We start from the raw sequence: 21485 nt of genomic DNA on the forward strand, positions 1-21485 counted from the left end.
TCAGTGGTCCTCCTCGCCGATGCGGTGCACGTGAATGAGGTTGGTGGAGCCGATGGTGCCCGGTGGGGAACCGGCCACGATCACGACCAGATCGCCCTTGGAGTAGCGCCCCAGCGACAGCAGCTCCTTGTCGACCTGGCCGATCATCTCGTCGGTGGTGCCCACCGGCGGCACGAGGAAGGTCTCGGTGCCCCACGTGAGGGCGAGCTGGCTGCGCACCTCCGGCAGCGGCGTGAACGCCAGCAGCGGCAGCGGGGTGTGCAGGCGGGCCAGGCGGCGCACGGTGTCACCGGACTGGGTGAACGCCACCAGCGCCTTGGCGTTGAGCCGCTCACCGATATCGCGGGCGGCGTAGGAGATCACGCCGCGCTTGGTCCGCGGGACGTGCGTCAAAGGCGGTACCCGCGTGGAGGATTCGGCCTCCACCGCGTGCACGATGCGGGCCATGGTCCGCACCGCCTCGATCGGGTACTGGCCGACCGAGGTCTCCCCCGACAGCATCACCGCGTCGGCGCCGTCGAGCACCGCGTTGGCCACGTCGGAGGCCTCCGCGCGGGTCGGGCGGGAGTTGCCGATCATCGACTCCAGCATCTGGGTGGCCACGATGACGGGCTTGGCGTTCTCGCGGGCCATCTGGATCGCGCGCTTCTGCACCAGCGGCACCTGCTCGAGCGGCAGCTCCACGCCCAGATCGCCGCGGGCGACCATGATCGCGTCGAAGGCCAGCACGATCGCCTCGAGGTTGTCGATGGCCTCGGGCTTCTCCAGCTTGCCGATCACCGGCACGCGGCGGCCGACGCGATCCATCACGTCGTGCACCAGCTCCACGTCCGACGGCGAGCGCACGAACGACAGCGCGATGAAGTCGACGCCCAGCTTCAGGGCGAATTCCAGGTCTTCGATGTCCTTCTCGGACAGGGCGGGCACCGACACGTCCATGCCGGGCAGCGACACGCCCTTGTTGTTGGAGACCGGCCCGCCCTCGGTGACCCGGCAGACCACGTCGTTGCCGTCGACGCGGGTGACCGTCAGGCCCACCTTGCCGTCGTCGACGAGCAGGCGGTCGCCCGCCTTGGCGTCCTGCGCCAGTTGCTTGTAGGTGGTGGAGACGCGGTCGTGGGTGCCCTCGATGTCATCGACGGTGATCCGCACCTCCTCTCCGGTGGCCCAGGTGGTGCGGCCGTCGATGAAACGGCCGAGGCGAATCTTGGGGCCCTGCAGATCGGCGAGAATGCCGACGGCGCGGCCCAATTGGTCCGCCGCCTTGCGAACCTTGTGGTAATTCTCGGCGTGATCGGAGTGTTCGCCGTGGCTGAAATTCAACCGGGCCACGTCCATGCCGCTTTCGACAAGTTCGCGGATCCGGTCCTCGGAGGCCGTTGCCGGCCCGAGGGTGCACACAATCTTTGTCCGTCGCATCACGTGCTCGAGCCTAGTCCTGTCGATGATCGACTGCCGCGCGGGCATACCCCTCGCTATCAATCGAACAAACCATGACGCGCGTCACCTGGCCACATGCCGCGCAAGCCGGGTTTCCAGGCGGGTTTGCGCAAATCCCAGTATCAAACAAATTATCCAGTAGTACACCGCCGCGACACCATAGAGCGCGAAGAAGTCGAACGTCGGCGCGGCCGCCAACTGCGCCACCCGCAACAGTTCAGTCACCAAGATCGTGGACGCCAGCGAGGTGTCCTTCACCAGCGAGATGAGGGTGTTGGACAGCGGCGGCACCGCGATGCGCGCGGCCTGCGGAAGGATGATCGAGCCGAGGGTCTGCACATGCGACAGGCCCAGCGCCTGCGAGGCCTCCCACTGGCCGTGCGCGACCGACAGGATCGACGCGCGCACCACCTCAGCGGCGTAACCGCCGACATTGAGGCTGAAGGCGACGATCGCGGCCGGGAACGGGTCGATCACGATGCCGAGCTGCGGCAGCGCGTAGAACACGATGAACAGCTGCACCAGCAGCGGCGTGCCGCGGATGATCGAGATGTAGAACCTGGCCGCCGCCGACAGGGGCCAGATCGTCGACATGCGCGCCAGCGCGACCAGCAGCGCGATCACCAGGCCGATGACGAAGCTGATCGCGGTCAGCGGCAGCGTCTTGGTGACCGTCGCCTCCAGCATCGGCCAGAGGTTGTGTCGAATGAGCGTCCAGGTAGCTGAGTCCATACCGGGGGGCTAGGTTACCCGGCTATTTGCTCACATCCGTACCGAAGTACTTGTCGGAGATCTTGGCCAGCGTGCCGTCGGCGCGCAGTTGGTCCAGGGCCTTGTCGACGTCCTCGATCAGCCTGGTCTCGTCCTTGCGCGCGGCGAGGACCTGCTTGCTGGTCTCGCCGGTCTTGGTGACCACCTTGATTTCGCTGGTGCCGTGCTGCTTGGTGTACTCGCCGACGGCCAGGGTGTCGTTGACGGTGGCGTCGACGCGGCCCTGCTTGAGCAGCTGGACCGCCTGCACGAAGCCCTCGACCGCCTCGACCTTGCAGCCCGCGCCCGCGGCCACCTTGCCCCAGTTGCTGGTCGCCGACTGGGCGCAGGTCTTGCCCCGCAGGTCGGCCAGGTTGGTGATCGAGCCGTTGTTGACGTTGGTCACCAGCACACCGTCGGAGGTGGTGTAGGGCTGGGACAGGCTGTACTTGTTCTGCCGGTCGGCGTTGAGCGTCACCTGATTGGCGACCAGATCGAAGCGCTTGGACTCCAGTCCGGCGAAGATGGCATCCCACGGGGTCTGCACGAATTCGACCTTCTTGCCGAGCTTGTCGGCCACGGCCTGCACGACCTCGATGTCGTAGCCGGTGAGCTTGCCGTCGCCGCCCTGGAAGCTGAACGGGGCATAGGTCCCCTCGGTGCCGACCTTCAGCACGTTGGGGTCACTCCCGCCGCCACAGGCGCTCAGCAGCCCGGTGGTGGCGACGACGGCGACTACGGCGGCGAACAGCTTGCGACGCAATGGAGTACCTCTCCGGCAGTATGCGGACATTTCTCGCACACGAGACACATAGAACCGCCACAGCCTACGGCCCTCGCTGCGCTCGGGCCACTATTGGGATCATCGTGGCGTTTTTCGGTCCTATGGCCAAGCCTCCCCGTTTCCGAGCGAAGCGAGGAATCAGCTCTCCTGCAGCGGCAGGCCGTTTCGGTCGCGGACCTTGCCGGTGAGGATGAGGATGCCGTCGATGATTCCCCAGATGTGGCCGACGCCGCAGGTGACGACGCTGACCACGAGCTGGGCCACGCCGATGCCCGGGTAGCCGAGGTAGAAGCGGCCGACGCCCGCCCAGCCGAGGAAGATCTGCAGCAGGCCCGCGACGAGTTTGGACTTGTCGGAATACGGCTCGCCGTAGATGTTGCGGCCGTAGGGGGCCGCGGGGTCCATGCCGGGCGGGACCGGGGCGGGCGGGTAGGCGCCGTAGGGCTGGCCGTACTGGGGTTGCGGGTAGGTGGGCTGCCCGTCCTGGGGCTGGCCCGGACCGGTGCCGGGCGGGCCGTACTGCGGGCCGTAACCGGGCTGTTGCTGGTAGGGATCGGTCACTGCTGGTCCTCCTCGATGCCGGACCGATCCGGCGGTGCGGATCGGCCCGCTGCTCAATCCTGGCCGGATTCAGCGGCTTTCGCCGCCTTGGTGGCGGCCGAATCGGTCGAGGAGTTATCGCCCTTCGACTCGGATTCGTTGCCCGCGTCGGCCCGCTCCGGCTCGGCCTTGGCAGCGGTCGTCGCGGCCTCGCTCGCCGGGGCGGTCGTCGCGGCCTCGGTTTCCGAGACGGTCGGCTCGGCCTCGGTCGCCTTCGGCGTCACCACGGTCGGCTCCGTTGCGGAGGGCTCCGACTCAGCGGCCTCGGATTCGGCCTTCGCCGCCCGCTTTTCGCTCGCGGCCACCGAGTCCTCCGATGCCGCTTCGGCTTCCGACTGCGCCCCGCGGGCCCGCAGTGCGGCCAGCTGCCACGGCCACGGGCGGTCGGTGCCGGGCCGCAGCAGCTCCGCCGTCTCGCGACCGCGGGTGGCGAGCAGGAAATACGCGATGGCGCCGAGGAACACGATCGTCGAGGTGTAGGTGTTGATGCGGATGCCGAACAGGTGGGTGGCCTCGTCGTCGCGCAGCAGCTCCACCCAGAACCTGCCGAAGGTGTAGATCGCCACGTACAGCGCGAACAACCGGCCGTGACCGATGCGGTAGCGCCGGTCCAGCCACACCAGCACCGCGACGCCCAGCAGATTCCACAGCAGTTCGTAGAGGAAGGTCGGCTGCACGACCTTCTGCACCACGCCGGTGGAGACCCCGTTCATCATGTCCAACCGGCCGTCGGACCCGAAGCGCTCGTAGATCTCGAGACCCCACGGCAGATCGGTCTCGCGGCCGTAGAGCTCCTGGTTGAAGTAGTTGCCCAACCGGCCGATGGCCTGCGCCAGCAGGATGCCCGGCGCGATCGCGTCGCCGAAGGCGGGCAACGGGATTCGATACACCCGGCAGCCGATCCAGGCGCCGACGCCGCCGAGCAGCACCGCGCCCCAGATGCCGAGGCCGCCCTCCCACACCTTCAGCGCGTTCATCGGATTGCCGTCCGCGCCGAAATACTTCTGCCAGTCGGTGGCCACGTGATACAGCCGTCCGCCGATCAATCCGAACGGCACCGCGAACATGGCGACGTCGAGCACCGCGCCCTGCTGCCCGCCGCGCTGCTGCCACCGCTTCTCACCCCACCAGATGGCGATGATGATGCCCAGGATGATGCACAACGCGTACGCCCGCAGCGGCAGCGGCCCGAGATACCACACACCGCGCGGCGGGCTGGGCAGGTAGGCCAGCACGGCCGACGACGCAACGACACTGTCTGCCAGGACTGGAAAAGTCACGGCCCCACCGTAACGGAATACGCCGACGACGCGCCCGCGGGTCCGGGCGTGCCTCGCTCGGTCGGTGCCGGACCCCTCGACCGCGCGCCGCCCGTCCGACCGGCGCACCCAGCATCGACACGGCGAGTCCGACCGGCCGCACCGCATCCGAGAACGACGCGACTACGCCAGCGACAGTGGCGAATTCGGCCACAGCAAGCCAGCGACTCGTCCGGGTACGGCGGGAACGGCCATCGGCGCACCCCATTCCGTTCACGGTCCCGCGAAGGACCGCTATCGGGAAATACGACGTAAGCCGGTGAACGGTTCAGGACGCGACGGCGGCCGAGCGCACACCCTCGGCGAGTTCGGCGGTGAGCGCCCGCACCGCGTCCAGGCTCTCGGCCGCGGCCGAGACCAGCGCCGAACCCACGATGACACCGTCGGCATAGGCGGCGATCTCGGCGGCCTGCGCGCCGCTGCGCACGCCCAGGCCCACACCGATCGGAATATCGGAATGGGCACGGATGCGGGCGCACAGCTCCGGCGCCATCGTCGACACCGTGTCGCGGGCGCCGGTCACGCCCATGGTCGAGGCGGCGTAGACGAAGCCGCTCGACGCCTCGAGCGTCATGGCCAGCCGCTCCTCGGTCGAGGACGGGGCCACCAGGAAGATGCGATCCAGATCGTGTGCCCGCGCGGCGGCCAGCCACTCGTCCGCCTCGTCCGGAATCAGATTCGGGGTGATCATGCCCAGCCCACCGGCGGCGGCCAGATCGCGGGCGAACCGGTCGATGCCGTACTGCAGCACCGGATTCCAGTAGGTCATCACGACGGCCTTGCCGCCCGCGGCCGTGATCGCCTCGACCACGCCGAACACGTCGCGCACCCGCACCCCGCCACGCAGCGCCTGTTCGGTGGCGGCCTGGATGGTCGGGCCGTCCATCACCGGATCGGAGTAGGCGACGCCGACTTCGATGATGTCGCACCCGGATTCGACCATGGCGGTGCAGGCGGCGATGGAACCGCCCAGATCCGGATATCCCGCGGGCAGGTAGCCGATCAGCGCGGCCCGGTTCTCGGTGCGGCAGGCGGCGAAGGTGGCCCCTAGGCGGCTCACGGCGTCGCCTCGCTGGCGCTCGGCGCCGCCGTTCGCCGAGGGCGCTGTGCCCGATGGTTCGGTCGCAAGCTCCCTCACTTCCCGGCCTCCTCGTCGAACAGCCCGAACCAGCGGGCCGCGGTGTCCATATCCTTGTCGCCGCGGCCGGACAGGTTCACCAGAATGATTGCGCCCTCGCCCAATTCGCGGCCCAGCTGCAGCGCGCCCGCCACGGCGTGCGCGGATTCGATGGCCGGGATGATGCCCTCGGTGCGCGAAAGCAGCAGCAGCGCGTCCATCGCCTCGGTGTCGGTGATCGGTCGGTACTCGGCGCGGCCGATGTCCTTGAGCAGCGCGTGTTCCGGGCCCACGCCGGGGTAGTCCAGACCCGCCGAGATGGAGTGCGAGTCGATCGTCTGCCCGTCCTCGTCCTGCAGCAGATACGAGTACGCGCCCTGGAACGCGCCCGGGCGACCGCCGGTGAAAGTGGCGGCGTGCCTTCCGGTTTCGACGCCGTCGCCCGCGGCCTCGTAGCCGATCAGTCGCACGCCGGGATCGTCGATGAAGGCGTGGAAGATGCCGATGGCATTGGAGCCGCCGCCCACGCACGCGGTCACCGCGTCGGGCAGCCGCCCGGTCCGCGCCCGCACCTGCGCCCGCGCCTCGAGCCCGATGACGCGCTGGAAATCGCGCACCATCAACGGGAACGGATGCGGCCCGGCCGCGGTACCGAAGCAGTAGTAGGTGTCGTCGGCATGCGAAACCCAGTCGCGCAGCGCCTCGTTGATGGCGTCCTTGAGGGTCTGCGAGCCGGTGGTCACCGACACCACCTCCGCGCCGAGCAGCCGCATGCGCGCGACGTTCAGCGCCTGGCGCGCGGTGTCGACCGCGCCCATGTAGATCACGCACTCCTGGCCCAGCAGCGCGCAGGCGGTCGCGGTGGCCACGCCGTGCTGGCCCGCGCCGGTCTCGGCGATGACCCGCTTCTTGCCCATGCGCTTGGCCAGCAGCGCCTGGCCCAGCACATTGTTGATTTTGTGAGATCCGGTGTGGTTCAGGTCTTCCCGCTTGAGCAGGATGCGCGCACCACCGGCGTGCTCGGCCAGGCGCTCACATTCGAACACCGGCGACGGGCGACCGGCGTAGTCGCGCTGCAGCCGATCGAGCTCGTGCAGAAACTGCGGATCGACGCGGGCCTTGCCGTATTCGGCGGTGACCTCCTCGATCACGGCCATCAGCGCCTCGGGCACGTGGCGGCCGCCGTAGACGCCGAAGTGGCCGCCCTCGTCGGGCTCGTGGCTGCGCTGGGTGATGCCCTCGCTGGCCTGCGGCAGGGCGTATTCGTGCAGACCGGTCATCGGCTGGCACCCCGGCGCAGCGGGCGCGGGCACGACGGGTGGGTGCCCGCGGTGACCAGTTCGGAAACGGCCGCGCGCGGGTCGCCGCTGGTCACCAGGCTCTCGCCGACGAGCACGGCATCCGCGCCCGCACCGGCGTAGGCCAGCAGGTCGGCGGTGCCGTTGATACCGGACTCGGCGACGCGGATGATCTCGGTGGGCAGGCCGGGGGCGATGCGGGCGAATACGTCGCGATCGACCTCGAGGGTCTTGAGGTTGCGGGCGTTCACGCCGATCACCGAGGCGCCGGCCTCCAGGGCTCGGTCGGCTTCCTCTTCGGTGTGCACCTCGACCAGGGCGGTCATGCCCAGCGATTCGGTGCGGTCGATCAGCGAGGCCAGCACGTCCTGTTCCAGCGCGGCCACGATCAGCAGGATGACGTCGGCGCCGTGGGCGCGGGCCTCGTGGATCTGATAGGGCCCGACGACGAAGTCCTTACGCAGGATCGGCACGTCGACCACCGCGCGCACGGCGTCCAGGTCGGCCAGCGAGCCGTGGAAGCGGCGCTGTTCGGTGAGCACGCTGATGATGCGCGCGCCGCCGTCCTCATACGCCTTGGCGAGCTGGGCCGGGTCCGGGATGTCGGCCAGCGAACCCTTCGAGGGGCTGGCCCGCTTGACCTCCGCGATCACTCCCACGCCGTCCTGATGCAGCGCGGCCAGTGCGTTGCGCGGCGACGGCGCCGCGGCGGCGGCCTTCTTGACGGCCTGGAAATCCAGGATGGCTTCCCGAGCGGCCACATCCGCCCGGACCCCGTCGAGAATCGAGTCGAGTACCGTCATCTGGCTCGAATCCTTTCTGGGGAGACGGACTTACTGCCTGAGAATCCCCCCAGGCGCTGTCTCACCGATGCTGATAAAGAGTAAATGGCTATGTTTGTCGGACCGACGGCGGGGTGTTCTGCGTCGCATCGAACCCGAGGCCTTATCATCGCCGTCCCGGATCGTCGTCGGTCGGATCGGCGCCCGCGTCCAGGGCGTCCCACAGCACGCGCTCGGACAACTGGCCCGATGCCGCCTGGTCGGCCGGGCGGTCCGGGGTATCCGATTGCCGCCGCGCGGCTTTCGCCTGCCGTTCGGCCACCTGTTCGGCGGCCGCGGCGCGCCGGAAGACCGGATTGTCGTACTTGCCCGACAGCCGGGCCGTGGTCTCGGGCATGCGCGCCAGCAACACCCCCGCCGCGAAGGCCGCCAGCGCGCCCAGCACGCTCAGTAATGCGGGGAACGTGGCCGTGGTGACCTGGTCCACCCGCGCCCGCGCGGGCAATTCGGCCAGCGTGGCCGCGCGCTCGGTCACGTTGCCGCGATGGGCCAGCATGGCGGCCCCCGGCACCGCGGCCGCCGCGGCCACCACCGCGACGATCACCCCGACCAGCCGCCGCAGCCACCCGCGGGTGGCCAGGACGGCCGCGACCGAGGCCAGCAGCACCAGGGCCAGCGGCGTCAGCGCACCGAACCACAACCCACCGTTCAGATGCCGAGTCCGCGGCTCGGTGAGCCCGTCCGAGGACGTCAGCGTCACCCATGTCAGCCGCGACGAGCCCCACAGCGCCACCGCCGCCACCGCGAGCAGCAGCACCGGCCCGATCGGATACCTGCGCGGATTGGCCGCCGCGTCCGAGGGGGCCTGCCGCGGGTCGGCATCGGCGCGATCGGCACCGGCCGGGTCCGGTGAATTCGGCTGCGGGCGTTCGGGTTCCGGAGCGGTCATCGATCCTTGCCGTCGGAGTCGGGGGCGAAGGTGCGCACGGTCTGGGCGGCGGCGACGGCCTTGAGGACGGCCATGGCCTTGTTGCGCGATTCGGTGTCCTCGTAGTCGGCCTTGGAGTCGGCGACGATGCCCGCGCCCGCCTGCACGTAGGCGATGCCGTCCTTGAGCAGCGCGGTGCGGATGGCGATGGCGGTGTCGGCGTCGCCAGCGAAGTCGAGATAGCCGACCACACCCGCGTAGACGCCGCGGCGGGTCGGCTCGAGCTCCTCGATCAGCTCCATCGCGCGGACCTTTGGCGCGCCGGAAAGGGTGCCCGCGGGGAAGCAGGCCTGCACCGCGTCGAGGGCGATGCGGCCGGGTGCGAGCCGGCCGGAGACCGTCGAGACCAGATGCATGACATGGCTGTAGCGCTCGACGTGGCGATAGTCGGTGACCCGGACCGTACCCGGCTGGCACACCCGGCCCAGATCGTTGCGCCCGAGGTCGACGAGCATGAGATGCTCGGCGTTCTCCTTCTCGTCGGCCAGCAGATCCTTCTCCAGCAGCAGATCGTCCTCGTCGGTCGCGCCGCGCCAGCGGGTGCCCGCGATCGGATGCGTCGTCGCCACGCCGTCGACCACCGTCACCAGCGATTCCGGGCTGGAACCGACGATCGAGAAGGCCGTGCCGCCCGAGCCGTCCGGCACATGCAGCAGATACATGTACGGGCTCGGATTCGACGCGCGCAGCATGCGATACAGATCCAGCGCGCTGCCGTCGTAGTCCATCTCGAACCGCTGCGACAGCACCACCTGGAACGCCTCGCCCGCCTCGATCTCCCCGACCAGCCGCCGCACGCCCGCGCCGAACTCCTCGGCGGTGCGCTGGCGACGGAAGTCCGGATCGGGCCGGTCGAAGATCGAGACGGTCGACTCCGCGGGCGCGGCCAGCGCCGCGGTCATCCGGTCGAGCCGGGCGAGCGCGTCGTCGTAGGCCTCGTCGACATGCTCGTCGGTGCCGTTCCAGTTGACCGCGTTGGCGATGAGCGTGATCGCGCCCTCGTGATGGTCGAACGCGGCCAGATCGGTGGCCAGCAGCATCACCATGTCCGGCACGTGCAGATCGTCGGTGGCGTGTTCGGGCAGCCGCTCGAGCCGTCGCACGATGTCGTAGGCGAGATAGCCGACCAGGCCGCCGGTCAGCGGCGGCAGGCCGGGCAGCCGCTCCGAGCGCAGCAGCTGCAGGGTGTCGCGCAGCGCGACCAGCGGATCCCCGCCGGAGGGCGCGTCGGCCGGGGTGGCGCCCAGCCAGGCCGCCTGCCCGTCCACCACGGTCAGCGCGGTGGGACTGCCCGCGCCGATGAACGACCAGCGCGACCAGGACCGCCCGTTCTCGGCGGACTCGAGCAGGAACGTACCCGCCCGATCGGCGGCCAGCTTGCGATAGGCCGAGAGCGGAGTCTCCGAGTCCGCCAACACCTTTCGCGTCACCGGCACCACACGGTGCTCGGCCGCCAGCGCCCGGAACTGCTCGCGCGTCGTGGTGGTGGGATCGTTGAGCCGGTCGGATGAGGGGCCGTGCATTTCTTCATCATTCCAGGCACGGGCAAGCCGGTTTTCCGCACCCCGTGACCGGCGAAAACGGGTATGGGCCGCCCGCTCGGGGTCTAGCCTTACCAGCACCGCCGCGCCCCGCCGAATCCCCCGGCCCGCGGTCGGACCTGATGAGCGCGCTGGCGATCGAACAGAGCCGAGCCCCGTTCTGCCTCGAATAAGTAGGCGTAGACGAGCAGTCCCGATCGGAACGACCCGCTGAGACGACCCGCACGCGCGAGTCCTACGAGCGTCGTTCGCGGCCGTCTCGTCGTTGAGCGGTCGAAGCGCATGCGCGAAGCGCGAGTCTCGACCGCGCAACGACGAGACATGAGGGCCGCGAACCCGCCGCAGCGAAGCGGAGGCAATCCAACACAGAGAGGAGTTCAATACCGATGTACCCCTCGAATCCGGTATCACCGGAGGGTCCCCGGCACGCGGCTCCGCAGCCGATGGGTGGGATGCCCACTCAGGCGCCGCGGATGATGAGCATGAACCAGCAGCCCGCGGGCGGGATGAACAAGCACAACGCGCTGGCGTCGTTCGTCACCTACGTCAAGGCGCTGGAAAGCCTGGACCGCAGCAGCTTTCCGCAGGAGTACGCCGAGCACACCGACCGCATCAAGGAGCTCAAGCCGTTCCTGAAGGCGCACGGCATTCTCGACGTCATGGACATCAAGAATCCGGAAGTGGCCGCGCTGCTCGGCGTCTGAACGGGATTCGCCGGTACCGGGTGCGCCCCGTGCGCCCGGTACTGTCCAGTTCATGAAGCAAGGCCAGCGCGCTCCCCAGTTCGAGCTCCCCGATCAGTCGGGCACCATCCGGTCTCTCGATTCGCTGCTGGCGGACGGGCCGCTGGTGTTGTTCTTCTTCCCCGCCGCCAACACCCCGGTCTGCACGGCCGAGGCCTGCCACTTCCGGGATCTGACGGCGGAATTCGCGGCCGTGGGCGCGTCCTGCGCGGGTATCAGCACCGATTCGGTCGACACCCAGGCCGGCTTCGCCGACCGGCAGGGACTGTCCTATCCGGTGCTGTCCGATCGCGACGGCGCGGTGGCCGAACGCTTCGGCGTCAAGCGCGGCCTGCTCGGCAGGCTCGCCCCGGTCAAGCGGCAGACCTTCGTGATCGACACCGACCGCACGGTCTTGAAAATCGTCTCCAGCGAACTTCGGGCGAATCACCACGCCGATTCCGCCCTGAACTTCCTTCGCCAACGAAACGGCTGATCCGAAACACCGCTCGCGACAACCACACAGCACGCGGCCGGGCGCATACCCTTAGTGACATGACTTCGCGAAGCGTGGAGCAATCACCTGGCACCGGACCCACCCTGCGCACGTGGCGCAACCGGATAGTCGGCTTAGTGCTCGTGATCGCCGCGCTGGTCATCGCCTATCTGCTGCTGGCGGCGTTCATCCCGCGCTGGTGGGCCCAGCGCATCGCCGAGATGTCCGGGCACGGCAGCTTCGCCAAGGGCATCTGGTCCGGGCTGTCGATCGGGTTCCTGTGCACGCTGGTGCCGCTGCTGCTGTTGCTGTTCGCCGCGCTGATGTGGCGCAAGCGCGGGGGCAGGTTCCTCGCCGGTGCGGCGGCGGTGCTCGCCGTGGCCGCGGCCGTGCCGAACCTGATGACGCTGACGATCATCTGGAGCGGAAACAACGCCGCGCACGCCGGAGAGCGGATTCTGGACGTGGATGCGCCCGGCTTCCGGGGTGCGTCGCTGATCGGCGCGATCGTCGCGGCCGCGCTGTTCCTGCTCATCGTCTTCGGGGTCGCGCGCCGCCGCTTGCGCAAACACCGCGCGGCCACCCGGCAGCAGCCGGTCGCGGAGGCGGGGAGCCACACGGGAACGGCCGATCAGGTCGACTGACCAGGCGTGATAGATGTCACGTCATTCGAAACGAGGGTTGCCTGCGAGCGAAATCGTGGCAAACTTGAAGCCGCAGGTGACTGTGAATTGAAGTTTCAATAATCACTAGGATTGCTAACGACATCACGTCACTTGGGCTGCAAGAGAGGGCGCGAAGTGACGAAGTGGTTGAACCCCATCGAACAGCGAGCTTGGCGTACCCTTGTCGCGCTGACGACTCGACTGCCCGCGGCAATGGACACCCAGCTGCAACGCGAGTCAGGCGTGACGCATTTCGAATATTTCGTCATGGCCTTGCTGTCGGAAGAACCGGGACACCGGTTGCAGTTGAGCGAACTCGCCTATAAGGCAAATGCATCGCTATCTCGGCTTTCGCATGTGGTGACCAAGCTGGAACGGCTCGGCTGGGCCCATCGCGAGGTACTGCCCGGACGCCGCGGCGCCCATGCGGTGCTCACCGACGCGGGCTACCGCAAGGTCGAGGAGGCCACCCCCGGCTATCTCGATGCCGTGCGCGGACTGGTCTTCGACGGCTTGGACGCCAACCAGACCCGCCAGCTGCTCGAGCTCGGGCAGGCGCTGGTGCATCAGCTCGATATCGGGACCGAACGCGGCATCGGGCGGTCCAGCGGGCGGCCCACTCCCCCGGCCGATTCGATGACCGACTAGCCGTCGGCCAGCAGGATGTCGCCGTCCCAGCAGGTGTGCGTGCCGGTGTGGCAGGCCGCGCCCTGCTGATCGACGATCAGCAGGATGGCGTCGCCGTCGCAGTCCAGCCGGACCTCGTGCACGTACTGGGTGTGGCCGGAGGTCTCGCCCTTGACCCAGTACCGCTGGCGCGAGCGGGAGTAATAGGTGGCCTTGCGGGTCGCCAGCGTGCGGGCCAGCGCCTCGTCGTCCATCCACGCCATCATGAGCACATCGCCGGTGGCGCGCTCCTGGGCGATGGCCGCGACCAGACCGGCCTCGTTGCGCTTCAGCCGGGCCGCGATCCCCGGATCCAAACTCGAGCTCACCGTACGACGATACCTTCGGCGCGCATGGCGTCCTTGACCTGCGCAATGGTCAGATCGCCGAAGTGGAAGACGCTCGCGGCCAGCACGGCGTCGGCCCCGGTCCGCACCGCGGGCGCGAAATGCTCGACCGCGCCCGCGCCGCCGCTGGCGATGATCGGCACCGAGACGGCCTTGCGCACCGCGTCGATCATCGGCAGATCGAAGCCGCCCTTGGTGCCGTCGGCATCCATCGAATTGAGCAGGATCTCCCCGACACCCAATTCCGCGCCGCGCACGGCCCATTCGACCGCGTCGATGCCGGTGCTGCGCTTACCGCCGTGCGTGGTGACCTCCCAGCCGGACGGGGTAGGCGCATTGCCCTCGGGGACCGTGCGCGCGTCGACCGACAGCACGATGCACTGCGAGCCGAACCGCTCCGACATCTCGCGCAGGATCTCCGGATTGGCGATGGCGGCGGTGTTCACCGAGACCTTGTCCGCGCCCGCGCGCAGCAGCCGGTCCACATCCTCGACCGTGCGCACGCCGCCGCCGACGGTCAGCGGGATGAAGATCTGCTCGGCGGTGCGGGTCACCACATCGATCATGGTGGCGCGGTCGCCGGTGGAGGCGGTGACGTCGAGGAAGGTCAGCTCGTCGGCGCCCTGGGCGTCGTAGGCGGCCGCCAGTTCCACCGGATCGCCCGCGTCGCGCAGGTTTTCGAAGTTCACACCCTTCACGACGCGACCGGCGTCGACGTCCAGGCACGGAATCACGCGTACGGCCAGGCTCATCGGTTTCGGTCTCCTGTCGTGCGGCGGGCGGTTTCCCGGTCCACCGCGATATCGATCAAGTCCAGCAGTTCGGAGTGCACACCGGGCGCGGCCGCGAGCACGGAATTCGACGCCAGCGTCCAGGGTTCGCCGCGCAGGTCGGTCACCACCCCACCGGCCGCGCGCACCAGGGCGGCCCCGGCGGCGTTGTCCCACGGGTGATTGCCGAAGACGACCGCCCCGCCGAGCACACCGGAGGCGGTGAAGGCCAGGTCGATTCCCGTCGAACCGTGCATGCGCACTCGCCCCGACAACCGGCTCAGCGCGCCGAGCAGATCGAAGCGGAACCGCCCCGGGATGCGGCCGTGGCTGTCGATGTTGAAGGTGCCGAAGCCGATCATGGCATCGGAGAGTCTGCCGGGCGCCAAGGGCGGCAACGGTTTTCCGTCCAGATACACCGGCCCGCCGAGTGCCGCGGCGTAGCGGCGGCCCAGCAGCGGCAGCCAGGTCAGCCCCAGCACCGGCTCGCCGTCGTCGACCAGCGCCAGCAGCATGCCCGAGAGCGGATGTCCGGACGAGTAGTTGAAGGTGCCATCGATCGGATCGAGCACCCACGCCGTGCCGGAGGTGAGTTCGGGGCCGCCGAATTCCTCGCCGTGCACGGGGATTCCGGTGCGCTCGCGCAGCTGCTCGGTCAGCGTGCGCTCGAGTTCGAGATCCAGGGCGGTGGCGAAGTCGCCGCGACCCTTCTGCACCGCGCTGGGTGCGCCGATGCCCTCCGCGAAACGCGGTGCGGCCGAATCCAAAATCTCGCTCGCGAGGGCGAGCAGTGCCTTCGGGTCCCGGACGGCCATCGCCTCAGCGCACCGCGGCCAGGGCCTCGGGCAGCGTGAATCGCCCGGCGTAGAGCGCCTTTCCGACGATCGCGCCCTCCACACCCTCGTCGACCAGTTCCGCGATGGCCCGCAGATCGTCGATGGTGGACACGCCGCCGGAGGCGATCACCGGGGCGTCGGTGGCATTGGCGACCTCGCGCAGCAGATCCAGGTTGGGGCCGGTGAGGGTGCCGTCCTTGGTGACGTCGGTGACCACGTAGCGGGTGCAGCCGTCGCGTTCCAGGCGCTCGAGCACCTCCCACAGGTCGCCGCCGTCGCTGACCCAGCCGCGCCCGCGCAGCCGGTACTCGCCATCGATCAGGCGCACGTCCAGGCCGACGGCGATCTTGTCGCCGTATTCGGCGATCGCGCGGGCGCACCACTGCGGATTCTCGAGCGCCGCGGTACCGAGGTTGACCCGGGCGCAGCCGGTGGCCAGCGCCGCCTTCAGCGAGTCGTCGTCGCGGATGCCGCCGGACAGCTCGACCTTCACGTCCAGCTCGCCGACTACCTGGGCCAGCAGCTCCCGATTGGAGCCGCGCCCGAAGGCGGCGTCCAGATCGACCAGATGCACCCATTCGGCACCCGCCTGCTGCCAGGCGAGCGCGGCGTCACGGGGCGCGCCGTAGCTGGTTTCGCTCCCGGCCTCCCCCTGAACCAGGCGCACGGCCTCCCCATTGGCGACATCGACGGCGGGTAGCAAGACAAGACGACCGCCGCCGCCTCGCTGGCGCTCGGTGGCGCCGCCCGTCTGGGACGCTGTGTTATCCGGTTCGCTCGCAAGCTCGCTCACGACCGCAGCTTACTGGGCATTCTTTACGCTATCCGAACCGGGATGTCTCGAATGGGACGCCCGTCACGCCATGTGGTCGGCCCGGGCGGGGTTTGGCCGGTCGGTCAGCGGGCAACAGAGAACAGAGGACGTGTCATGGTGGGCGCGGCGGCGTGGGGGCCGCCGCTACCCATCGGTGGGGACCGGGCACGCACCTTCGTCCATGCCGCCGACCGACAAGAGGAAAGCCATGTCCCGAATCACGCTGCCGCGCTGGGCGTTCGCGCTGCCGTCAGCGGCCCTCGGGGCGGCCGTCGCGCTGGCCCCGCCCGCCGCTGCCGCACCGGCGGACCCGCTGACCCAGGCGGCCTGCGATTTCGGCTGGCAGTTCACCACCTACGACTGGGCCAACTACGACGACTACGCCCGCCGCGTACTCGACCGCTCGACCGGCGAATTCCGCGGTCAATTCGAGGGCACCGTCCCCGACCGCCGCGCCCAAGCTCAGATCACCCATACCCGCGCCGAGGCGGTGGCGGTCGAATGCCGCACCGACGCCGCCGATCCCCAGCACGCCCAGGCCGTCATCACCGTCGACCAGAACACCGCCAGCGACGCCACTTTCGGCATCCCGCAGCAGGCGCGCACGGTGCTGCGGGTGAACCTGGACAACGTGGGCGGGCGCTGGCTGGCCGGGCGGGTGGAGCCGGTGGCCCCGCCGCCGCGCTAGAGCGAATTCACCCAGTTGCGCAGCAACTGGGCGCCGGCGTCGCCGGACTTCTCCGGGTGGAATTGGGTGGCGCTGAGCGGGCCGTTCTCGACGGCGGCCAGGAACGGGGCGCCGTGCTCGGCCCAGGTGAGCTTCGCCGGATCCAGCGGGCCCTCGTCGGACCACTCCCATTTCTGGGCGGCGTAGGAGTGCACGAAGTAGAAGCGGGTGTCGGCGTCCATGCCCGCGAACAGCGTGCTGTCGGCGGGTGCGGAGACCGTATTCCAGCCCATGTGCGGCAGGATCGCGGCGGGCAGGCGCTCGACGGTGCCGGGCCATTCGGCGCAGCCCTCGGTCTCGACGCCGAATTCGACCCCGCGCGCGAACAAGATCTGCATGCCGACGCAGATGCCCAGCACCGGCCGGGCACCGGCGAGGCGCTTGCCGATGATGCGCTCCCCGCGCACGGCCCGCAGCCCGGCCATGCACGCGGCGAACGCGCCGACGCCGGGAACCACCAAACCGTCGGCGCGCAAGGCGATCTCGGGATCGGCGGTGACGGTGACATCGGCACCGGCGCGGATCAGCGCGCGCTGGGCCGAGTGCAGGTTGCCGGAGCCGTAGTCCAGCAGGGCGACCGACTTCGTCACAGCGTCCCCTTCGTCGACGGCACACCCTCCACGCGCGGGTCGAGTTCCACGGCCGCGCGCAAAGCCCGTGCGACGGCCTTGAATTCGGCCTCGGTGACATGGTGCTGGTCGCGCCCGTAGAGCACCCGCACGTGCAGCGCGATGCGAGCGTTGAGCGCGATGGACTCGAAGACGTGCCGGTTCAGCACGGTCGAATAGGGCGCGCCGGGGCCGTTGGTGGGAATCACGGTGTGCAGCAGGTGTTCCGGCTCGCCGGTGTGCACGCAGTACGGGCGGCCGGACACGTCGACCGCGGCGTGGGCGAGGGTTTCGTCCATCGGGATGTAGGCGTCGCCGAAGCGGCGGATGCCCTGCTTGTCGCCGAGTGCCTTGGCCAGCGCCTGGCCGAAGACGATCGCGGTGTCCTCGACGGTGTGGTGGGCCTCGATCTCGATATCGCCCTCGGCGCGCACCGACAGATCGAAGCTGGCGTGCGCGCCCAGCGCGGTGAGCATGTGGTCGTAGAACGGCACGCCGGTGGCGATATCGGTCTTGCCGGTGCCGTCGAGATTCAGCTCGACGACGATGCTGGACTCCTTGGTGGTGCGTTCCACCCGGGCGGTTCGGTTCATGCTCACTTCCGTCATCGCACGACCTCCGTACTCGCCAATTTCTCACTGACGCGGAGGAATTCGTCGTTCTCGGCGGCCAGGCCGATGGTGGCGCGCAGATAGCCGGGTATGCCGACATCGCGGATCAGCACGCCCTCGTCCAGGTAGCGCTGCCAGGCCGCGGGCGCGTCGGCGAACCGGCCGAACAGCAGGAAGTTGGCGTCGCTGGGCGCGACCTCGAAGCCCAGCGCGGTCAGGGCCCGCGCGACCCGGTCTCGCTGCGCCGCCAATTCGGCCACGCTGGCCAGGGTTTCGTCGGCATGACGCAGCGCCGCCCGCGCGGCCGCCTGGGTGACCACCGACAGGTGATAGGGCAGCCGGACCAGCAGCAGCGCGTCGATCACCGCGGGAGCGGCGGCCAGATAACCCAGCCGCCCGCCCGCGAAGGCGAACGCCTTCGACATCGTCCGCGTCACAACGAGTTTCGCCGGATACCGATCGATCAGCTCGATCGCGCTGGGGGCGCCGGAGAATTCGCCGTAGGCCTCGTCGACGATCACCAGACCGGGCGCGGCGTCGAGGATGCGCACCAGGTCGGCGAGCGGAATGCTGTGGCCGGTCGGGTTGTTCGGGCTGGTCACGAACACCACATCGGGCCGCCGCTCGCCGATGCAGGCCAGGGCGTGGTCGACGTCGAGGGAGAAGTCCGCGGCGCGTTTGGCCTCGATCCATTCGGTATCGATGCCCTCGGAGATGATCGGATGCATCGAATACGACGGCACGAAGCCCATGGCGCTGCGCCCCGGCCCGCCGAAGGCCTGCAGCAGCTGCTGCAGAATCTCGTTGGAGCCGTTGGCGGCCCACACATTCGACACGTCCAGGGCCACCCCGGTCTGGCGGGTGAGATACGCCGCCAGGTCGGTGCGCAGCGCGACCGCGTCGCGATCGGGATAGCGGTGCAGATCGGCGGCGGCCGCGCGAATCGACTCGGCCACATCCTCGATCAGCGCCCGGCTCGGCGGATGCGGGTTCTCATTGGTGTTCAGCTGCACCGGAACCGTCAATTGCGGTGCGCCGTAAGGCTTCTTGCCGCGCAGATTATCGCGCAGCGGCAAATCGTCGAGCGTGATCGACGAACCGGGGGCCGTCACGACAGCGCCTCGAAACGGATCCGCACGGCCTGGCCGTGTGCGGGCAGGTCCTCGGCGTCAGCGAGCGCGACCACATGTCCGGCCACGTCTTTCAGCGCCGCCTCGCTGTAGTCCACGACGTGGATGCCGCGCAGGAAGGTCTGCACACTCAGGCCCGAGGAGTGCCGGGCGCAGCCCGCGGTGGGCAACACATGATTGGAACCCGCGCAGTAGTCGCCGAGGCTGACCGGCGACCACGGTCCCACGAAAACCGCACCGGCGCTGCGCACGCGGGCCGCGACCGCGGCGGCGTCGGCGGTCTGGATCTCGAGGTGTTCGGCGGCGTAGGCGTTCACCACGCGCAGACCCTGATCGATGTCGTCGACCAGCACGATGCCGGACTGCTTGCCCGACAATGCCTCCGCGACGCGGTGGTGGTGTTTCACGACCGTCATCTGAGTGTTGATCGCGGCGTCGACGGCATCGGCCAGTTCGACGCTGTCGGTGACCAGCACGCTGGCGGCCAGCACGTCGTGTTCGGCCTGACTGATCAGGTCGGCGGCGACGTGCGCGGGATCGGCGGTGGCGTCGGCGAGGACGGCGATCTCGGTGGGACCGGCCTCGGCATCGATGCCGACCAGGCCCCGGCACAGGCGCTTGGCGGCGGTGACATAGATATTGCCCGGGCCGGTGATCATGTCGACCGGTTCCAGTCCCGCGCCGTCGGTGTCGGTGCCGCCGTAGGACAGCAGCGCGACCGCCTGCGCGCCGCCGACGGCCCAGACCTCGGTGACGCCGAGCAGCTTCGCCGCGGCCAGGATGGTCGGATGCGGCAGGCCGCCGAAGCGCGCCTGCGGCGGGGAGGCCACCACCAGCGATTCGACGCCCGCGGCCTGGGCGGGGACCACGTTCATCACGACGCTGGACGGGTAGACCGCATTGCCCCCGGGCACGTACAGGCCGACGCGCTCGACCGGAACCCAGCGCTCGGTGACCGTGCCGCCCGGCACGACCTCGGTGGTGGTGTCGGTGCGGCGCTGATCGGCGTGCACCGTTCGGGTGCGCGCGATGGCGACCTCGAGAGCCGTGCGCACGGCCGGATCCAGTCCGGCCAGCGCCTCGTCCAGCGCCGCGGCCGGGACCCGCACCGAGGCGGGCGCGACGCCGTCGAACTTCTCGCTGAACTCGATCGCCGCGGCCACGCCGCGATCCCGGATCGCCTCGACCACCGGCCGCACCTGATGCAGCACCGAGTCGACGTCGACTCCCCCGCGCGGCAGCGCGGAGCGCAGCTCGGCGGCGGTGGGAGTGCGACCGCGCAGATCGACGCGGGCGAGCTCGATGCGGGATGTCATGGCGGTGCGGGATCCTTCGTCTGTGCTGGTCATCAGATGGCTTCTGGCCAGCTACCAGACTATCGGGTACCTGCCAGTGGATATTCACCGCCGTCGGCGAGCGGAACTCGCTCGCCTGCGGGAGGTGGCGGGAGGCGCACCACGACCGTCGCCGTCAGGTGGGCGCGCCCATCCGCCGCCGCAGCGTCGCCACGCCCGCGCCGTCGAGATCGGCGAGCGCGGCCCGGCGGCCGACCATGGCCAGCGCCAGGGCCTCGCCCGGCCCGCGCACCTCCGGACCGGAGCCGGAGGTCCAGTCGATATCGGTCGCGACGAATCGCAACCCACGGGTGTAGCGGCCCGGCCGGGCGAACGGGTCGGGGTGGCTCAGCACCGCCCGCAGCCGGTCCGCGGGGATTTCGCGGAACCGGCCGAGCGGGCGGCGGATGTCCTGCTGATGGACCAGCATGTCGGCCAGGCCGACGCGCGGGACCAGCCGGGTGATGTGCTCGCCGGAGTGCTCCAACTTGCTCACCAGTCGCGCGGTCGGCAGCGCGCGGGACCTGTCGACCAGCACATTGTTGGTCCGATCGGCGGAAAGTCCGCAGCGCAGGAACACCCCCGCGTAGGTCGGTGCGGGAATGGCGTCGTACAGCAGATGCCCGACCACATCGCGCACCCGCCACCCCGCGCACAGCGACGGCGTCAGCCACTCTTCATCGGACAGCGCGCGTAGCAACGCGATCAGCTCCGCCCGCTCGGCCCTCAGCAAATCCCGGGTGCTCACGACCGAAAGCCTAACCACGCCAAGGCATATCGCGGAAGAGATGATTTCGCTTGGCAGCGAATACTATTCGGCAACCAACCGGCGAATCACCAACGGCTCGGCCAGGATCTCATCCAGCACCTTGGCCACCTGCTCGAAATGCGGGGTGCGGAAATGCTCGTCCAGCACCTCCCCATCGGTCCACTCCTCCACGATCACCACATGCGCCGGATCGCTCGTATCCACGAACGGCCGATACGACACACACCCGGGCTCGGCCAGCGACGGCTCGACCATCGCCTCCACCGCGTCCCGCAGCCGCTTCTCCTGCCCGGGAACAGCACGCATTTCGGCAATGACGAACAGGCTCATGGGTCCACTCCTTCCGGCTCGCGACGGCGACGGGTGCCACC

Annotated in this window: 25 protein-coding genes; 5 read left to right on the plus strand and 20 right to left on the minus strand. The window is 69.4% G+C overall.

What is annotated here, in order from left to right; genetic code table 11:
• From pyk to NDR87_RS07055, 10 genes are all read right to left on the minus strand, one after another.
• Positions 1 to 1422 carry a pyruvate kinase gene (gene pyk / locus NDR87_RS07010; RefSeq protein WP_251910254.1) on the minus strand — a complete coding sequence of 474 codons (1422 nt, stop codon included), beginning with the start codon at positions 1420 to 1422 and terminating at the stop codon, positions 1 to 3.
• A gap of 81 nt (positions 1423 to 1503) precedes the next feature.
• Positions 1504 to 2172: an amino acid ABC transporter permease gene (locus NDR87_RS07015; protein ID WP_251910255.1), complete on the minus strand. Its 669-nt coding sequence runs from the start codon at positions 2170 to 2172 to the stop codon at positions 1504 to 1506.
• A 22-nt stretch (positions 2173 to 2194) separates the two neighbouring features.
• Positions 2195 to 2953 (minus strand): amino acid ABC transporter substrate-binding protein, encoded by a 759-nt coding sequence (locus tag NDR87_RS07020; protein ID WP_251910256.1) that lies wholly within the window; start codon positions 2951 to 2953, stop codon positions 2195 to 2197.
• A 159-nt stretch (positions 2954 to 3112) separates the two neighbouring features.
• A complete protein-coding gene (locus NDR87_RS37685; RefSeq protein ID WP_251910257.1) occupies positions 3113 to 3535 on the minus strand; it encodes a TM2 domain-containing protein in 423 nt (140 codons plus the stop codon).
• Positions 3536 to 3588: 53 nt separating this feature from the next.
• Positions 3589 to 4854, minus strand: a complete 1266-nt coding sequence (gene lgt, locus NDR87_RS07030) for a prolipoprotein diacylglyceryl transferase (RefSeq protein ID WP_251910258.1) — start codon at positions 4852 to 4854, stop codon at positions 3589 to 3591.
• 307 nt (positions 4855 to 5161) lie between these two features.
• The gene (gene trpA, locus NDR87_RS07035; RefSeq protein ID WP_251910829.1) at positions 5162 to 5953 is read right to left on the minus strand and encodes a tryptophan synthase subunit alpha; all 792 of its coding nucleotides are present in this window, start codon (positions 5951 to 5953) and stop codon (positions 5162 to 5164) included.
• A 74-nt stretch (positions 5954 to 6027) separates the two neighbouring features.
• Positions 6028 to 7290: a tryptophan synthase subunit beta gene (gene trpB / locus NDR87_RS07040; protein ID WP_251910259.1), complete on the minus strand. Its 1263-nt coding sequence runs from the start codon at positions 7288 to 7290 to the stop codon at positions 6028 to 6030.
• Positions 7287 to 8111, minus strand: a complete 825-nt coding sequence (gene trpC, locus NDR87_RS07045; protein ID WP_251910260.1) for an indole-3-glycerol phosphate synthase TrpC — start codon at positions 8109 to 8111, stop codon at positions 7287 to 7289. Before trpC ends, trpB begins: the two co-directional genes overlap by 4 nt.
• A gap of 145 nt (positions 8112 to 8256) precedes the next feature.
• Positions 8257 to 9039, minus strand: coding sequence for a TIGR02234 family membrane protein (locus NDR87_RS07050; protein WP_251910261.1), 783 nt, complete (start codon positions 9037 to 9039; stop codon positions 8257 to 8259).
• Positions 9036 to 10601, minus strand: a complete 1566-nt coding sequence (locus NDR87_RS07055) for an anthranilate synthase component I (RefSeq protein ID WP_251910264.1) — start codon at positions 10599 to 10601, stop codon at positions 9036 to 9038. The genes NDR87_RS07050 and NDR87_RS07055 overlap by 4 nt, the downstream gene beginning before the upstream one ends.
• A 491-nt stretch (positions 10602 to 11092) precedes the next feature.
• On the opposite strand from NDR87_RS07055, the gene NDR87_RS07060 reads away from it, so the two are divergent.
• The 4 genes from NDR87_RS07060 (at position 11093) to NDR87_RS07075 (ending at position 13150) form a co-directional block, all read left to right on the plus strand.
• Positions 11093 to 11323, plus strand: coding sequence for a hypothetical protein (locus tag NDR87_RS07060; protein ID WP_251910265.1), 231 nt, complete (start codon positions 11093 to 11095; stop codon positions 11321 to 11323).
• A 52-nt stretch (positions 11324 to 11375) separates the two neighbouring features.
• Positions 11376 to 11837 (plus strand): peroxiredoxin, encoded by a 462-nt coding sequence (locus NDR87_RS07065; RefSeq protein WP_251910267.1) that lies wholly within the window; start codon positions 11376 to 11378, stop codon positions 11835 to 11837.
• A gap of 59 nt (positions 11838 to 11896) precedes the next feature.
• A complete protein-coding gene (locus NDR87_RS07070; RefSeq protein ID WP_251910268.1) occupies positions 11897 to 12481 on the plus strand; it encodes a permease in 585 nt (194 codons plus the stop codon).
• A gap of 156 nt (positions 12482 to 12637) precedes the next feature.
• Complete coding sequence (locus tag NDR87_RS07075; protein ID WP_251910270.1) at positions 12638 to 13150, plus strand: MarR family transcriptional regulator; 513 nt, start codon at positions 12638 to 12640, stop codon at positions 13148 to 13150.
• On the opposite strand, the gene hisI is transcribed toward NDR87_RS07075, so the two are convergent.
• Genes hisI through priA form a run of 4 tightly spaced genes read right to left on the minus strand, consistent with a single transcriptional unit; the run spans position 13147 to position 15824 of the window.
• Positions 13147 to 13497 (minus strand): phosphoribosyl-AMP cyclohydrolase, encoded by a 351-nt coding sequence (gene hisI / locus NDR87_RS07080; protein WP_251910271.1) that lies wholly within the window; start codon positions 13495 to 13497, stop codon positions 13147 to 13149. The genes NDR87_RS07075 and hisI overlap by 4 nt on opposite strands.
• A complete protein-coding gene (gene hisF, locus NDR87_RS07085; RefSeq protein WP_251910273.1) occupies positions 13494 to 14267 on the minus strand; it encodes an imidazole glycerol phosphate synthase subunit HisF in 774 nt (257 codons plus the stop codon). Before hisF ends, hisI begins: the two co-directional genes overlap by 4 nt.
• On the minus strand, positions 14264 to 15100 hold the full coding sequence (locus NDR87_RS07090) for an inositol monophosphatase (RefSeq protein ID WP_251910275.1): 837 nt from the start codon (positions 15098 to 15100) through the stop codon (positions 14264 to 14266). The genes hisF and NDR87_RS07090 overlap by 4 nt, the downstream gene beginning before the upstream one ends.
• 4 nt (positions 15101 to 15104) lie before the next feature.
• The gene (priA, locus tag NDR87_RS07095) at positions 15105 to 15824 is read right to left on the minus strand and encodes a bifunctional 1-(5-phosphoribosyl)-5-((5-phosphoribosylamino)methylideneamino)imidazole-4-carboxamide isomerase/phosphoribosylanthranilate isomerase PriA (protein WP_251910830.1); all 720 of its coding nucleotides are present in this window, start codon (positions 15822 to 15824) and stop codon (positions 15105 to 15107) included.
• Between the two features lie 319 nt (positions 15825 to 16143).
• On the opposite strand from priA, the gene NDR87_RS07100 reads away from it, so the two are divergent.
• Positions 16144 to 16623, plus strand: a complete 480-nt coding sequence (locus NDR87_RS07100; protein WP_251910277.1) for a hypothetical protein — start codon at positions 16144 to 16146, stop codon at positions 16621 to 16623.
• Here the strand turns inward: NDR87_RS07100 and hisH are convergent.
• The 6 genes from hisH to NDR87_RS07130 all read right to left on the minus strand — a co-directional run bounded on the left by hisH (position 16620) and on the right by NDR87_RS07130 (position 21444).
• On the minus strand, positions 16620 to 17252 hold the full coding sequence (gene hisH, locus NDR87_RS07105; RefSeq protein ID WP_251910278.1) for an imidazole glycerol phosphate synthase subunit HisH: 633 nt from the start codon (positions 17250 to 17252) through the stop codon (positions 16620 to 16622). The genes NDR87_RS07100 and hisH overlap by 4 nt on opposite strands.
• Positions 17249 to 17863, minus strand: coding sequence for an imidazoleglycerol-phosphate dehydratase HisB (gene hisB, locus NDR87_RS07110; protein WP_372494103.1), 615 nt, complete (start codon positions 17861 to 17863; stop codon positions 17249 to 17251). The genes hisH and hisB overlap by 4 nt, the downstream gene beginning before the upstream one ends.
• A gap of 11 nt (positions 17864 to 17874) precedes the next feature.
• Entirely contained in the window at positions 17875 to 18993 is a 1119-nt protein-coding gene (locus NDR87_RS07115) for a histidinol-phosphate transaminase (RefSeq protein ID WP_251910281.1), read from the minus strand.
• Entirely contained in the window at positions 18990 to 20327 is a 1338-nt protein-coding gene (gene hisD / locus NDR87_RS07120) for a histidinol dehydrogenase (RefSeq protein WP_251910283.1), read from the minus strand. The genes NDR87_RS07115 and hisD overlap by 4 nt, the downstream gene beginning before the upstream one ends.
• Before the next feature lie 154 nt (positions 20328 to 20481).
• Positions 20482 to 21093 carry a maleylpyruvate isomerase family mycothiol-dependent enzyme gene (locus NDR87_RS07125; protein WP_251910284.1) on the minus strand — a complete coding sequence of 204 codons (612 nt, stop codon included), beginning with the start codon at positions 21091 to 21093 and terminating at the stop codon, positions 20482 to 20484.
• Positions 21094 to 21156: 63 nt separating this feature from the next.
• Entirely contained in the window at positions 21157 to 21444 is a 288-nt protein-coding gene (locus NDR87_RS07130) for a putative quinol monooxygenase (RefSeq protein ID WP_251910286.1), read from the minus strand.
• Positions 21445 to 21485: the final 41 nt, after the last annotated feature.

Origin of the sequence: Nocardia sp. CDC159, from assembly GCF_023740735.1 — a bacterium.
Lineage (GTDB): Bacteria > Actinomycetota > Actinomycetes > Mycobacteriales > Mycobacteriaceae > Nocardia > Nocardia pulmonis.

Bases quoted from the DNA above. Each gene is read 5' to 3' on its own strand.
- NDR87_RS07015 (WP_251910255.1), bottom strand. From the start codon at position 2,172: ATGGACTCAGCTACCTGGACGCTCATTCGACACAACCTCTGGCCGATG.
- trpB (WP_251910259.1), bottom strand. From the start codon at position 7,290: ATGACCGGTCTGCACGAATACGCCCTGCCGCAGGCCAGCGAGGGCATC.
- trpC (WP_251910260.1), bottom strand. From the start codon at position 8,111: ATGACGGTACTCGACTCGATTCTCGACGGGGTCCGGGCGGATGTGGCC.
- NDR87_RS07050 (WP_251910261.1), bottom strand. From the start codon at position 9,039: ATGACCGCTCCGGAACCCGAACGCCCGCAGCCGAATTCACCGGACCCG.
- NDR87_RS07055 (WP_251910264.1), bottom strand. From the start codon at position 10,601: ATGCACGGCCCCTCATCCGACCGGCTCAACGATCCCACCACCACGACG.
- NDR87_RS07060 (WP_251910265.1), top strand. From the start codon at position 11,093: ATGATGAGCATGAACCAGCAGCCCGCGGGCGGGATGAACAAGCACAAC.
- NDR87_RS07065 (WP_251910267.1), top strand. From the start codon at position 11,376: ATGAAGCAAGGCCAGCGCGCTCCCCAGTTCGAGCTCCCCGATCAGTCG.
- NDR87_RS07070 (WP_251910268.1), top strand. From the start codon at position 11,897: ATGACTTCGCGAAGCGTGGAGCAATCACCTGGCACCGGACCCACCCTG.
- hisF (WP_251910273.1), bottom strand. From the start codon at position 14,267: ATGAGCCTGGCCGTACGCGTGATTCCGTGCCTGGACGTCGACGCCGGT.
- NDR87_RS07090 (WP_251910275.1), bottom strand. From the start codon at position 15,100: ATGGCCGTCCGGGACCCGAAGGCACTGCTCGCCCTCGCGAGCGAGATT.
- NDR87_RS07100 (WP_251910277.1), top strand. From the start codon at position 16,144: ATGTCCCGAATCACGCTGCCGCGCTGGGCGTTCGCGCTGCCGTCAGCG.
- hisB (WP_372494103.1), bottom strand. From the start codon at position 17,863: ATGAACCGAACCGCCCGGGTGGAACGCACCACCAAGGAGTCCAGCATC.
- hisD (WP_251910283.1), bottom strand. From the start codon at position 20,327: ATGACATCCCGCATCGAGCTCGCCCGCGTCGATCTGCGCGGTCGCACT.
- NDR87_RS07130 (WP_251910286.1), bottom strand. From the start codon at position 21,444: ATGAGCCTGTTCGTCATTGCCGAAATGCGTGCTGTTCCCGGGCAGGAG.